Annotated in this window: 13 protein-coding genes; all 13 read left to right on the plus strand. The window is 51.1% G+C overall.

All coding sequences use genetic code 11. From position 1 onward, the window contains the following. Positions 1-82 precede the first annotated feature (82 nt). The 13 genes from mraY to J2X61_RS09495 all read left to right on the plus strand — a co-directional run bounded on the left by mraY (position 83) and on the right by J2X61_RS09495 (position 14207). The gene (mraY, locus tag J2X61_RS09435) at positions 83-1018 is read left to right on the plus strand and encodes a phospho-N-acetylmuramoyl-pentapeptide-transferase (RefSeq protein WP_274471653.1); all 936 of its coding nucleotides are present in this window, start codon (positions 83-85) and stop codon (positions 1016-1018) included. Between the two features lie 3 nt (positions 1019-1021). Next, positions 1022-2416 carry a UDP-N-acetylmuramoyl-L-alanine--D-glutamate ligase gene (murD, locus tag J2X61_RS09440; protein ID WP_310187524.1) on the plus strand — a complete coding sequence of 465 codons (1395 nt, stop codon included), beginning with the start codon at positions 1022-1024 and terminating at the stop codon, positions 2414-2416. Positions 2417-2464: 48 nt separating this feature from the next. Further along, the gene (gene spoVE, locus J2X61_RS09445; RefSeq protein WP_274470993.1) at positions 2465-3562 is read left to right on the plus strand and encodes a stage V sporulation protein E; all 1098 of its coding nucleotides are present in this window, start codon (positions 2465-2467) and stop codon (positions 3560-3562) included. Between the two features lie 7 nt (positions 3563-3569). Further along, positions 3570-4640: an undecaprenyldiphospho-muramoylpentapeptide beta-N-acetylglucosaminyltransferase gene (locus J2X61_RS09450; protein ID WP_310187525.1), complete on the plus strand. Its 1071-nt coding sequence runs from the start codon at positions 3570-3572 to the stop codon at positions 4638-4640. A gap of 205 nt (positions 4641-4845) precedes the next feature. Beyond that, positions 4846-5751, plus strand: a complete 906-nt coding sequence (gene murB, locus J2X61_RS09455; RefSeq protein WP_274470995.1) for a UDP-N-acetylmuramate dehydrogenase — start codon at positions 4846-4848, stop codon at positions 5749-5751. A 15-nt stretch (positions 5752-5766) separates the two neighbouring features. Then, positions 5767-7035: a UDP-N-acetylglucosamine 1-carboxyvinyltransferase gene (gene murA / locus J2X61_RS09460; RefSeq protein WP_274470997.1), complete on the plus strand. Its 1269-nt coding sequence runs from the start codon at positions 5767-5769 to the stop codon at positions 7033-7035. Positions 7036-7171: 136 nt separating this feature from the next. After that, entirely contained in the window at positions 7172-8041 is an 870-nt protein-coding gene (locus J2X61_RS09465; RefSeq protein WP_310187527.1) for a cell division protein FtsQ/DivIB, read from the plus strand. A gap of 344 nt (positions 8042-8385) precedes the next feature. After that, positions 8386-9642 (plus strand): cell division protein FtsA, encoded by a 1257-nt coding sequence (gene ftsA, locus J2X61_RS09470; protein ID WP_274470999.1) that lies wholly within the window; start codon positions 8386-8388, stop codon positions 9640-9642. 30 nt (positions 9643-9672) lie between these two features. Then, a complete protein-coding gene (gene ftsZ / locus J2X61_RS09475) occupies positions 9673-10806 on the plus strand; it encodes a cell division protein FtsZ (protein WP_274471000.1) in 1134 nt (377 codons plus the stop codon). Between the two features lie 234 nt (positions 10807-11040). Next, positions 11041-11964: a sigma-E processing peptidase SpoIIGA gene (gene spoIIGA / locus J2X61_RS09480; RefSeq protein ID WP_274471001.1), complete on the plus strand. Its 924-nt coding sequence runs from the start codon at positions 11041-11043 to the stop codon at positions 11962-11964. A gap of 83 nt (positions 11965-12047) precedes the next feature. Continuing rightward, complete coding sequence (gene sigE, locus J2X61_RS09485) at positions 12048-12770, plus strand: RNA polymerase sporulation sigma factor SigE (RefSeq protein ID WP_274471002.1); 723 nt, start codon at positions 12048-12050, stop codon at positions 12768-12770. Positions 12771-12985: 215 nt separating this feature from the next. Then, complete coding sequence (gene sigG / locus J2X61_RS09490; RefSeq protein WP_274471004.1) at positions 12986-13768, plus strand: RNA polymerase sporulation sigma factor SigG; 783 nt, start codon at positions 12986-12988, stop codon at positions 13766-13768. 136 nt (positions 13769-13904) lie between these two features. Next, positions 13905-14207, plus strand: a complete 303-nt coding sequence (locus J2X61_RS09495) for a YlmC/YmxH family sporulation protein (protein WP_274471005.1) — start codon at positions 13905-13907, stop codon at positions 14205-14207. Positions 14208-14266: the final 59 nt, after the last annotated feature.

A 14266-nucleotide genomic window follows, 5' to 3' on the forward strand; every position in this document is an offset into this window, starting at 1 on the left:
TCAATTATGAATCAGTAGATCGTTTTCGCATGGCGTTAACGAGCAGGGGGAACCAAACGTGGAGAACGCAATTTTATTAACGATGGGCGTTGCATTCGTGCTCGCCTTGATTATGGGGCCGCTGTTTATTCCGATTTTGCGGCGGATGAAATTTGGCCAGCAAATTCGCGAGGACGGCCCGCAAGCGCATTTGAAAAAGCAAGGGACACCGACAATGGGCGGCGTCATTATTTTATTGGCGCTCGCGCTGGCGACGCTTCGTTTTGCCGATAAAAATACGGATTTGCTCATCTTGCTGATCGCGTCGCTTGGGTATGGTCTCGTCGGCTTTCTGGACGATTACATCAAAATCATTTTCAAACGCTCGCTAGGCCTTACGGCGAAGCAGAAGCTGTTCGGGCAGCTGCTCATCTCGGCGATCGTGTGCTATCTCCTGGTCATGCAAGGGCATAGCACGGACTTATATATTCCGTTTGTAGAGTTTCATTTCAATCCGGGCTGGCTGTATTTCCCGCTGATGGCGATTCTCATGCTGGGCGCATCCAACGCGGTGAACTTCACCGACGGGCTTGACGGCTTGCTGGCCGGGACAAGTGCAATCGCATTCGGCGCATATACGGTAATCGCAATGAATAATACGCAGCCGGAGGCCGCGATTTTCTCGGCGGCCATGGTTGGCGCTGTGCTTGGCTTTCTTGTGTTCAATGCGCATCCGGCCAAAGTATTCATGGGAGACACCGGGTCGCTCGGTATCGGCGGCGGGCTTGTCGCCGTGGCGATTTTGACGAAAGCGGAGCTTCTGCTGGCGATCGTTGGCGGCGTGTTCCTCGTCGAAATTTTGTCCGTTGTCATCCAGGTCGTTTCTTTCAAGACTAGAGGCAAGCGGGTGTTCAAAATGAGTCCGATCCATCACCATTTCGAGCTGGTCGGATGGTCGGAGTGGCGTGTCGTAATTACATTCTGGGTCGCAGGTCTCGTACTTGCCGCGCTCGGACTATATATGAATGAGGTGTTGTAGAACATGAGGCATCCGCGGGAATATCGTGGACTTGAAGTGGTTGTTCTGGGCTTGGCTCGCAGCGGCGTCGCTGCGGCTAAGCTTTTTCATCAAAAAGGAGCCCTTGTCACTGTCAATGACAAAAAAGAGCGGAGCGCATGCCCTGAGGCCGACGAACTGGAGGCCCTGGGTATTTCTGTTGTATGCGGGCATCATCCGGAGTCCCTGGTGCACGAAGGGGTTTCGCTTGTCGTGAAGAATCCGGGCATCCCTTACACGGTTGAGCCGGTCCGCAAAGCATTGGAGCTCGGTGTTGAGGTTGTGACCGAGGTCGAAGTGGCTTATCAGTTCTGTGAAGCGCCGATTATCGGCATTACCGGATCGAACGGCAAAACGACGACGACGACGCTGATCGGATTAATGCTGGATGCAGCAGGCTTGTCTCCGGTGGTCGCCGGCAACATCGGACGTGCGCTGACCGAAGCGGCTCCCGAAGTGACGAAGGAGAATTGGATGGTTGTGGAGCTGAGCTCCTTCCAGCTCAAAGGAACGACTTCGTTCCGTCCGAGAATAGGAATGCTGCTGAATGTGTATGAAACTCATCTGGACTATCACGGTTCGATGGATGACTATATTGCCTCCAAAGCGAAGATTTTCGCCAATCAAACGGCGGAAGATACGGCCGTGCTGAATTGGGATCATCCGGTTTGCCGGGCGCTGATGCCGTCGCTGCAAGCGAAGCTGTTCCCGTTCTCGATGAAGGAAGCGCTGGATTACGGGGTTTATTTCGAGCAGGGCTCGGAGAACCTCGTTTATGCGAATGGGCAGGGCGAGGTCGTGACCATTATGCCGGCCAACGAAATGGGGATTCCGGGCAGTTTCAACCTGGAGAATGCTTTGGCAGCGGCTGCAGCCGCCCTGACAGTAGGCGTACAGCCTCAGACGATCGCCGAGGTGCTAAGAAGCTTCCATGGCGTAGAACACCGTCTGGAGCTCGTGAGAGAGCTGGATGGCGTGACCTTCTACAATAACTCCAAAGCCACGAACGCTGCGGCAACTATCAAGTCGATTGAAGTGTTCGAGGGGAAGCTCGTTCTGATTGCCGGCGGCCTTGACCGCGGTTCCGATTATATGGAGCTGCTTCCGACGTTCCGCGACCGGGTTAAAGGTGTCGTAACGCTGGGGCAGTCGAAGGAGAAAATTAATCATATTGCCGAGCTGGCAGGGATTAGCCGCATTCAAACCGTCGATACTGCTAAGGATGCAGCGGATGCGGTGGCTCAAGCCGTGCAGCTTGCCTGGCAGATGAGCGAACCCGGGGATATCGTCCTGCTTTCACCTGCTTGCGCAAGTTGGGATATGTTCCCCTCCTATGAGGAGAGGGGACGCATGTTTAAGGAGTCCGTGCATAACCTTTAAATAGGGCTTATCCACATTTGGCCCAGAACACATAAAGAGGTGTCTGTTATGGGTAAAGCACGGTCCGCTCCTGATATCTGGATAATTATTCCCACCTTGCTGCTTTTGACGATTGGCATTATTATGGTGTACAGCGCGAGCAGCGTACTCGCGTTTCGCGAGTTCGGTGATTCGCTCTACTACTTGAAGCGGCAGTTGATATTCGCCGTTCTCGGTGTTGTCGCCATGTTTTTTACGATGAATGTGGATTATCTCGTTTTGAAGAAATTCGCCAGAATTACGCTGATTGTGTGCTTCATCATGCTGGTCATCGTGCTGATTCCCGGCATCGGCGTCGTTCGCGGCGGCGCGCGCAGCTGGTTGGGGATCGGCGCCTTCGGCATTCAGCCGTCGGAGTTCATGAAGATGGGTATGATTCTTTATTTGGCCAAACTGCTCTCCGAGCAGCAGTCCAAAATCACCCATTTTACGAAAGGGCTTTTGCCGCCTCTTGGCATTATGGGGCTGGCTTTCGGGCTTATTATGCTGCAGCCTGACCTGGGGACCGGCGCTGTGCTCGTCGGCGCATCGCTGCTCATCATCTATACGTCGGGCGCAAGATTGCTTCATCTCTCTTATCTAGGTATGATAGGAGTTGCCGGTTTCGTAGGGTTGGTCATCGCCGCACCTTACAGGCTTAAGCGGATCACCGCTTTCCTGGATCCTTGGCAGGATCCGCTGGGTGCAGGTTATCAATCTATTCAATCGCTTTATGCGATAGGACCGGGCGGTTTGGTAGGTTTGGGGTTGGGCATGAGCCGGCAGAAATACAGTTACTTGCCGGAGCCTCAGACGGATTTTATTTTTTCCATCATTGCCGAAGAACTTGGCTTCATAGGCGGTACGCTGGTGCTGCTTCTGTTTACGATTCTTGTTTGGCGCGGTATGCGGGCGGCGATCACGGCCCCGGATACGTTCGCGAGTTTGATTGCTGTCGGCATCATCGGCATGATTGCCGTGCAGGTTATTATTAATATCGGCGTTGTCATCGGGATGTTCCCGGTTACCGGCATCACGCTGCCGTTCATAAGCGCAGGGGGTTCATCGCTCACGCTCATGCTGACCTCGGTCGGCATCCTGCTTAATATATCCCGTTATTCGAGGTGACAGGGGAATGAAAACGATTGTCTTCACCGGAGGAGGCTCCGCAGGACATGTGACACCCAACATCGCCCTCATGCAGAGGCTGAAGGAGCTGGGTTGGGAAATTAAATACATAGGTTCAGCTACAGGCATCGAGAAAGACATCATCGGACATGAAGGGGTTCCGTTCTACGGGATTTCGTCCGGGAAGCTGCGTCGGTATTTTGATCTGAAAAATTTCAAGGACCCTTTCAAAGTCATGAAAGGCGTGTATGAATCTTATAGATTGCTCCGCCGTTTGAAGCCCGCCATCGTCTTTTCGAAAGGCGGGTTCGTTTCCGTCCCGGTCGTTGTGGGCAGCCGCCTCAATAAAGTGCCGGTGATCATTCACGAATCCGATATGACGCCAGGCTTGGCTAACAAAATATCGATACCGCTGGCGACGAAGGTATGCGTGACGTTTCCGGAATCGCTGCAGCATGTCTCGAAAGATAAGGCGGTACTGACCGGCTTGCCGATCCGCGCGCATATCCGCAGCGGCAAAGCGTCTGCCGGCTACCAGCTGTGCGATTTCCACAAGCAGAAGCCGGTAATTTTAATTATGGGGGGCAGCTTAGGCTCCCAAGCGATTAACCAGGCGGTGAGAGCGAATCTTCCCCGCCTGCTGGAGCAGTTCCAGATCGTGCATTTGTGCGGCAAAGGCAATATTTCGGCGGAGCATGCCGCGCTGCGCGGTTATAAGCAATTCGAGTACTTAAATGAAGAGCTGCCGGATGTGCTGGCGATGACCGAGCTGGTTATTTCACGCGCCGGCGCAACGTCGATTTATGAGTTTCTAGGTTTGGAGAAACCGATGCTGCTCATTCCGCTTTCCTTGCAAGCGAGCCGTGGCGATCAGATCCTGAATGCGAAGTCCTTTCAGAAAGCCGGATACGCCGATGTTCTGCAGGAAGAGGAATTAACACCTGAGACACTGCTGGCGCGCGTAGAGTCGCTATACGCCGACAGAGCTTCCTATAAGGCCGCCATGCAGGCGCGCAACGACAGCGATGCCGTGGCAGCCATCGTGAAACTGATTGAATCCCATAGCTTATCAAGTTAGATTTTCGAAAGCGAATGGGCGATTGTCACACTCTATCCGATTTTACATAAACTATACTATAACCGTGACAGACACCTAAGGCTTGATACGGCACCGCTGAAAGAAGACCGGCCAACTTCAAACAGGGTCCGTATTTATGAAATTATGGAACTTCAAACCGATGGCTCAATAATTTCGCCCTACGTTCTGTGAAGGAGGTTTTCCCATGCAGCAGTTAATATCCGACTTACAGGCAGCAAATATTGGCGAGATTCGAACGAATGAACGACTGGCCCCTTACACGACTTGGAAAATCGGAGGTCCGGCCGATTGTCTTATCCTCCCTCATTCGAAAGAGCAGGTTGCAGCATGCATTCGCTTCCTGCATCAGCGCGGAGTGCCGTGGACGATTATCGGCCGAGGATCCAATCTGCTCGTCAGTGACAAAGGCATTCGTGGAGTCGTCATTAAGCTAGGCTCGGCGCTGGAGACTTTGCGCTTCGAAGGCGCGACCGTATATGCCGGCGGTTCCTATTCGTTCATCAAATTGTCCGTCTTAGCGGCCAAAGAAGGTTTAACCGGACTGGAGTTTGCTTCTGGCATTCCCGGTTCTGTGGGAGGCGCCGTTTACATGAACGCAGGGGCTCACGGGTCCGATGTGTCACGCATACTCAAGCAGGCTGAAGTCATCCTGGACACAGGGGAATTGGTCACCATGCAGGTGGAGGATTTGCAGTATGCTTATCGGCATTCCATTTTGCATACATTACCCGGCATTGTAACGGAAGCTGTCTTTGAACTGCAGGTCGGAGAACGCAAAGAAATTGCGGGCGCCATGGCGGCGTACCGGGATCGGCGTCTCCGCACGCAGCCGCTGCAATTAGCTTGTGCCGGCAGTGTATTCCGCAACCCCGCAGGGGGATTCGCAGCAAAGCTCATCGAAGATGCCGGCCTGAAAGGCAAACGTGTCGGTGGAGCGGAAATTTCTACGCTGCACGCCAATTTCATTGTCAATACCGGAGATGCTAAAGCCGAGGACGTTCTCACTCTCATAACCGAAGTACAGCAGATCGTACAATCGAAGTACGGCATATCGCTCGTACCTGAAGTGCTGGTGATGGGTGAGAGGTAAATCGGAGGTGGAACTTTGGAGAAGCTCGTTATCGAAGGTGGAAGACCTCTCACGGGAGCCATCCAGATACACGGCGCGAAAAACGCCGCATTACCAATCTTAGCAGCATGCATCCTAGCTAGCGGCACTCATACTCTGCACAACGTTCCGAACTTGCTGGATATCGACACGATGATGCGTATTTTGCGCGCACTGGGCTGTCGTGCCGAACAGCAGGAGGATACGGTATCCGTTACAACATCCACAGCACATTCCTCACATATTCCGGAAGAATTGATGGGTCAGATGCGATCTTCCATCTTTCTGATGGGTCCGCTGCTCGCCAGATTCGGCAGTGTCACGGTGTATCAGCCCGGCGGCTGCGCGATCGGCGAACGTAAAATCGATTTGCACCTGAAGGGCTTGCAAGCGCTCGGTGCCAGCATCGAAGAATTCGCGAACAAAATTGTTTGCACGGCCGACTCCTTGCATGGGGCAGAAATCGTCCTCGATTTCCCCAGTGTCGGAGCTACGGAAAATATTATGATGGCCGCTGTTAGGGCGGAAGGCATCACAACGATTTATAATGCGGCAAGGGAGCCGGAAATACAGGATTTGCAAAATTTCCTGAATGCAATGGGCGCCGACATTATCGGAGCCGGGACGGACACCATCACGATTCGCGGTGTAACGTCACTAACGCCTTGCGAATACCGGATCATCCCGGACCGCATCGTTGCCGGTACCTTCTTGGTTGCCGCAGCCGCAACCAAAGGGAACATCACCCTGGAGAAGGTCAATCCCGCTCATTTGACATCGGTAATTCATGTCCTTAAGCGCGCAGGTGTTCAAATCGTCACTGACGATGATATAATACATGTAAGCTGTCCGACGAGGCCGAAAGCCGTTGAACGCATCGTCACCTCACCGCATCCTTCGTTTCCTACGGATCTGCAATCGCAAGTTATGGTGCTGCTCTCTCTAGCAGACGGCATGAGCGTAATGAAAGAAACGATATTCGAAGGTAGATTCAAACACGTAGATGAACTGTCCCGCATGGGTGCAGATATCCGTGTGGATATGAGTTCAGCCTTTATCCGCGGCGTTCCTAGGCTGTATGGAGCGACTGTGGAGGCTACTGACTTGCGTGCTGGCGCGGCACTCGTTATCGCCGGTCTGGCTGCGCATGGCACGACGATTGTTGAGCAAATTCACCATATTGATAGAGGCTATGATAGAATAGAACAAATGCTTTCCAGGTTGGGAGCCTCCGTGCATCGCCAATCACCGGTCCCGAGTGAATAAGAGGAACATTTGAATGATTTCCGCGCATCCCTTCCTGGCAGCAGGCGGGGATTCACGGTTTTCATCGATGTTCGGAAACAGGGCCATAGATATGTAGATATGATCCTCCATACGAAACTATTAGGTGGTGCCCATCTTGTCAGAAGACCGCAATGTGCCCGCTCTGCCGCCTGTACCCAAGCCACGAGCGCGTACCAATCGGAAACTGCTCATTTTTTTGTTCATTTTTTTCATCATCATTTTGTTCATTCTCTTCTTTCAATCGTCGCTGAGCCGAATTAGTGCGATCGAGGTTGAAGGAAATGAGCTTATGGCTGCCGAAACTATTGGACAAGCCAGTCAGATCGCGGTCGGAGACCGTTTCTTCGCCGTCTCGTCGGGAACGATCGAATCGCGGATCACTTCCCTGCCGATGATCAAAACGGCATCCGTGAAGAAGCACTTTCCCGGCGTCATCCATATAACCGTGGAGGAGTTTCCGAAGGTCGCGTTTCAATTGGGCGCAAACGGCACGAAGCAAGCCGTGCTCGCAGACGGGGCAATCGTCGAACTGCCTGCAGGCAGCAGCGTTCCGCTGGATATGCCGATCCTGACCGGGTGGACGGACGGGGACCCGAACAAGGCCGCGCTTTGTAAAGTGCTAAGCGAAATTCCGGAAAGCGCACTCTCGGATATTTCCGAGATCAAGCCGGATCCTTCCGAGCCGTATCCTGACAAAATCAAACTGTACACAAGATCCCAGTTTGAGGTGTATACAACCATTGCCTATTTGCCCGAGAAAATTGACAATCTCCCGGCATATATAGCAAGCTTACATGAAGACCATATTACCAGCGGAGTGATCACCATGCTGGAAGTTGAATACCATGCTCCATTCGAACCGAATGAACAGCCCCGGAGCGATTCGGGCAGTACGTCCGGTGCCAAATCCGGAAGCGGTCAGCCAAGCACTACCCCCGATGCTAACAAAGATTCTGGCAAATCCGCCACGAAGCCGTCGCAGTAGCCGGCACAAAGCCGAAGCCGAAATTGACCGCTCAAGGGCCATAAGAGGAAACACCGCGTCATGACTCGCAAAAAAACGCTTTAATGGGCTACTCAAGCATGAAAATTAATGTTAAAATTAGTTTTATGGTTAAATAGAAACCTATTAACCTGGCAATTTGGAGAATGATTTACTAGACGCGTTTTACCCCAATTCTATCGAAAATGGAATGTTGAAAAAAACGACTTGATGTCCAGCAAAAAAAATGTAGAAAAAAGAGGGAATATGGCGGTTGTGTGGAATACGTATTTATGTAATTGTCATGAAATCACTTTATTATCCAAGTTATAGGAGGTGCCAGGGGCTTGAGCAACAATGACATCATTGTTAGTTTAGACATCGGTACATCCAAGGTTCGTGCTATTATTGGGGAAGTTGTTAACGGAACCATTAATATAATAGGTGTGGGATCTGCCGAGTCAGAGGGTATTCGTAAAGGCGCTATCGTTGACATCGATCAAACTGTGAACTCCATCCGCAGTGCCGTTGATCATGCTGAACGTATGGTAGGCGTACAAATTTCCGAGGTTTATGTTGGAATTTCAGGAAATCATATTGCTCTGCAATCCAGTCACGGTGTCGTCGCGGTCTCTAATGAAGACCGGGAGATTGGAGAAGAGGATATCGATCGTGTCATTCAAGCGGCAAGAGTCATCGCATTACCTCCCGAACGTGAAATTATTGGTGTCGTACCGAAGCAGTACTTAGTAGATGGTCAAGAGGGCATTAACGATCCTCGCGGCATGATCGGCGTTCGCTTGGAAGTCGAAGCGACGATTATCACGGGCGCGAAGACGGGGATACATAATTTAATCCGTGTTGTGGAAAAATCCGAACTGAAGGTCGCAGGTCTCATCTTGATGTCGCTTGCATCCGGACAGCTGGCCTTATCCAAGGATGAGAAATCGGTTGGAACGGTTCTCGTTGATATCGGTGCAGGTTCGGCGACTATTGCTGTGTTTGAGCAAGGCAATCTGGCAGCTACGTCGACGATCCAAATCGGCGGCGAATATATCTCCAACGATATCTCGATCGGTCTTCGGACACAGCTTGAGATCGCAGAGAAAATCAAGCTGAAGTACGGCTGTGCTTCCGTAGACGACTCCGCTCCCGATCAAGTGTTCAAAGTAACGAGAATGGGCAGCAACGTGGAGAAAGAGTTTTCGCAAGTTGATCTGGCGAATATCATTGAACCCCGTGTGGAAGAAATTTTCCAACTGATTCGTGCCGAGGTGCACCGACTGGGCTATGGCGATCTTGCCGGCGGTTATGTGCTGACAGGCGGTACCGTCTGTATGCCTGGCATCCTTCCGATTGCGCAGGCGCAGTTGGCCACATCCGTTCGTATTGCCGTCCCTGATTTCATCGGTGTGCGTGACCCGTCTTACACAAGCGGCGTCGGCATCATACAGTTCGTATCCAAATATATGAAGAACCGGAATTCTGGCATCTCCAAGAAAGTAGTGGCGAAGACGGCTGCTGCAGCAACAAAAAAATCCTCCGATAGTTCAAAACCAGGTTTTATCGAACGTGTCAAAAGTTTTTTCAGTGAATTTATATAGTGAATGCAAAGTTAGGGGGATATGACTCACATGTTTGAATTTGATATGGATTTGGACCAGTTGGCTCAAATAAAAGTCATCGGTGTAGGTGGCGGCGGTAGTAATGCGGTTAACCGTATGATCGAGAACGGCGTCAAAGGCGTTGAGTTTATTACGGTGAACACGGATGCGCAAGCGCTGCATCTGGCGAAATCCGAGCATAAATTGCAAATCGGGGACAAGCTTACGCGCGGTCTTGGCGCAGGCGCTAACCCGGACGTCGGGAAGAAAGCGGCAGAAGAGTCAAGGGAGATGATTCTGAACACGCTTCGCGGCGCAGATATGGTATTCGTTACAGCCGGTATGGGCGGCGGTACGGGAACAGGGGCGGCTCCGGTCATTGCGGAAATCGCCAAAGAAGTAGGCGCGCTAACGGTAGGCGTCGTGACGCGTCCGTTCACGTTCGAAGGCCGCAAGCGTTCCTTGCAAGCTGAGCAAGGGATTGCGGCGCTGAAAGAGAAAGTAGATACGCTCATTATCATTCCTAACGACCGATTATTGGAAATCGTAGATAAGAAGACGCCTATGCTTGAAGCATTCCGTGAAGCGGATAACGTGCTTCGTCAAGGCGTACAAGGGATCTCCGACTTGATCGCAGTTCCTGGTCTCATTAACCTGGACTTCGCCGATGTCAAAACGATCATGACGGAACGCGGCTCCGCGCTTATGGGCATCGGGGTAGCGACCGGCGAGAACCGTGCCGCAGAAGCAGCGAAGAAGGCGATTTCCTCACCGCTCTTGGAAACGTCGATTGAAGGAGCGCGCGGGGTTCTGATGAACATTACCGGCGGTGTGAACCTTAGCCTCTATGAGGTTAACGAAGCGGCAGATATTGTTGCCTCCGCTTCCGATATTGAGGTGAACATGATCTTCGGTGCGGTGATCGATGAGAAGCTCAAAGACGAGATTCTTGTAACGGTTATTGCAACGGGATTTGAACATAAAGCGATGCCGATGAATCAGCAGACGAGACGTCCGATCTCAGGACAACCAGAGCAGCCGTCAACCCAGCAGACTTCGGACAACCGCTTGAACAATCTCAAACCTTTCGGTTCTACACCATCGAACGACCAATTGGATATTCCGACGTTCCTGCGCAACCGCGGACGGAATAACGACAAATAATTACATCAAATATGTAAAGAGACCGAAGCCCTACAGATCGTAGTGGCTTCGGTTTTTTGCTATTTCTAGGGCTTTTCTAGCGAACCGGATGCCGCGTCAACTGACAAAAAAAGTAGTAGCCTATCAGCACATTTAGACAGACTTTGAAATAGGTTTGCCCTATACTGATTTAGAACCTTAAAGTTTCGTCAGGAAAATGGTTGAAATAGCATCTGTCATGGAGGTGAGGACATTGTGATCGTTTACGCGGATCTCATTTTCCTGCTGAACTTTCTGATCGATGCGGCCATGTTGATCGTGACGGCCAAAACGCGGAAAATCTCGTTCAAGTGGTGGAGAATCGCAGGTTCGTCGTTCTTAGGAGCCTCCTATGTCGTCATTATGTTCCTGCCGGTGCCGGCGTTCTTATTTACATTTTCTGTGAAATGTATATTTTGCATAGCGATGATTATGACAGCTTTTGGGTTCGGTTCTTTACAAAATTTAATAAGAAACGTCGGAACGTTCCTGTTAGTCAATTTCGCTGTGGCCGGCGGCATGTTCGGCATCCATTATGTCGCAGCCTCTTCATCCGACGTGATGAAGGGAATTGTCTTCACATCATCCGGTGTTCCGATGTTTCAGCTGCAAATCGGCAGCGTACTATTTGTCCTAATGCTGCTGCTTCCTTTGCTGTGGTGGTTTAGAACCGTCCTGCAAAGCACGAAGCAGCGTGAGGTGCTGACTACGTTCGTAGCGGAGGTAACGATACACGTAGGGGATTACACGGCGACTTGCAAAGGGTTGATTGATACAGGCAACCAACTGTATGACCCGTTGACGCGTACCCCAGTCATGGTGATGGAGGTCTCGGAATGGGGCGATGTCTTGCCAGTAGAATGGCTGCAGAGGATCCGGTCGGCAGATGTTGACCAGATCATAAGTGGTTTGGGTGTGGAAGAGTTCGTATGGCAGGACCGATTGCGTCTTGTGCCTTACCGGGGCGTTAACCGGAACACCCAATTCATGCTGGCCATTAAACCGGATAAGGTGGTGATCACCCATAATCATACGCAGATTGAAGCGTCAAAAGTACTCATTGGACTCGACGGAGGAAAGCTATGCAGCGACGGATCGTATCAAGCGATCATTCACCCAGCCTTACTATCAGCCGGTTAGTAGATGAGCCATATGCCTTCTGCAACACAGCAAAGCTAACGAAACCAGCTTTGCCAATGCAAAACTCTTAGGAGGAAACTAACATGTTCTTGAAGTGGAAAATGCTTTTTCAACTAGCGTACTACCGACTTTTGATGTTTCTCGGCCTTAAGGGAGAAGAAATCTACTACATCGGTGGCAGTGAAGCTTTACCGCCGCCGCTCACGAGAGAAGAAGAAGAATACTTATTGGAAAAATTACCGTCCGGGGACGCCGCCATTCGTGCTATGCTGATCGAGCGCAACCTGAGATTGGTTGTTTATATAGCTAGAAAATTTGAAAATACGGGGATCAATATCGAGGATTTGGTCTCGATCGGAGCAATCGGCTTAATCAAGGCCGTCAATACCTTCGACCCGGAGAAGAAGATCAAGCTCGCCACCTACGCTTCGCGATGTATTGAGAACGAGATTCTGATGTACCTGCGGCGCAACAGCAAGATCCGTACGGAGGTCTCGTTCGATGAACCGCTGAACATTGACTGGGACGGCAATGAGCTGCTCTTGTCCGACGTGCTGGGTACGGAGAACGACACGATATACCGAAATATCGAGGAGCAGGTTGACCGTAAGCTGCTGCATAAAGCGCTGGATAAGCTGAGCGAGCGCGAGCGGATCATCATGGAGCTGCGCTTCGGCCTGCAAGACGGCGAGGAGAAGACGCAGAAGGATGTAGCGGATCTATTGGGCATTTCCCAATCGTACATATCGAGGCTGGAGAAGCGGATTATTAAGCGGCTGCGCAAGGAATTTAATAAGATGGTGTAAAGGAAAGGGAGAGCATCGAATGGCTGACGCCATTCAGCCTCTCTTTTTTTTGTGAAAATTTTTTTGGCGGCCGGATATCGAAATTGTTCAGCAGTCTCAGGGGGGAGCGAGTCGCAGCCCTTTTGTCAAGTGGTCATGCACGGTTCGGACGAGGAATAAATCGGTCGCTCGCGGGGATAATTAACATTAATGTTTCTCCTTGGGAGGTAATCACGGTGACCCGAAATAAAGTTGAGATATGTGGTGTTGATACCGCCAAACTGCCTGTTCTGACCAATGCTGAAATGCGCGAGCTGTTCGCTGATTTGCAGACCAAGCAGGAGCGAACGGCAAGAGAGAAATTGGTGAACGGGAACCTCAGGTTGGTTCTAAGTGTGATCCAGAGGTTCAATAATCGCGGGGAGTATGTGGACGATCTCTTCCAGGTTGGCTGCATCGGTCTGATGAAGGCTATTGATAACTTCGATTTGAGCCAAAATGTCAAATTCTCAACCTATGCTGTACCGATGATTATAGGTGAGATACGCCGCTACTTACGAGACAATAACCCGATTCGCGTTTCTCGTTCCTTAAGAGATATTGCTTACAAAGCGCTGCAAGTCAGAGACAGCCTGACGAATGCGAATTCGCGCGAACCCACGATTTATGAAATTTCCGAGGCGCTGAACGTGCCCAAAGAGGATGTCGTCTTTGCACTCGACGCCATCCAGGACCCGGTTTCGTTGTTCGAGCCGATCTACCATGACGGCGGAGATCCAATCTATGTCATGGATCAGATCAGCGACGAGCGGAACAAAGATTTGTCCTGGATCGAAGGCATTGCGCTGAGAGAAGCGATGCGCAAGCTGAATGCCAGGGAAAAGCTGATTCTCTCCATGCGCTTCTTCGAAGGCAAGACGCAGATGGAAGTTGCCGATGAGATCGGCATTTCACAAGCACAGGTTTCCAGGTTGGAGAAGTCGGCCATCGGCCAGATGCAGAAACATGTGAAATCGTAATTTCATTACATAAAGACCGACGCGGATCTGACAAGCCGTGCGGTCTTTTTTTCGTATTCAGGACATTTTGCCCACCCGGTACATATACTAGTACAAAATCAGTTCAAATCTAATGAGATTCGTGGTGATAAGCCTCATGAAAATATCTGATTTCCAGACGAAGGATGTAATCAATATTGTGGACGGCAAAAAGCTCGGTCAAATCAGTGACTTGGAGCTTGATCTGCGCCAGGGTCGCATAGAATCGATCGTTGTGCCGAACCAAAGCCGCTTCTTCGGATTGTTCGGAACGGGGACGGACGTTATCATTCCGTGGAAGCATATTGTGAAGATCGGCGCTGATGTCGTGCTGGTGAAACTGGAAGAGGTAAGGCCGTATCGTCAAACCGAGGATACGAACGAGGGCGTTTACGAATTTAACCGCCAGTTCCGCAATTAAGCTGTGGCACACGAGAGGACTGCTGGCCCTGGGCCTCAGAAGATCATCGTGTGTCTTTT

Origin of the sequence: Bacillus sp. 3255, assembly GCF_031456485.1 — a bacterium.
Lineage (GTDB): Bacteria > Bacillota > Bacilli > Paenibacillales > NBRC-103111 > Paenibacillus_E.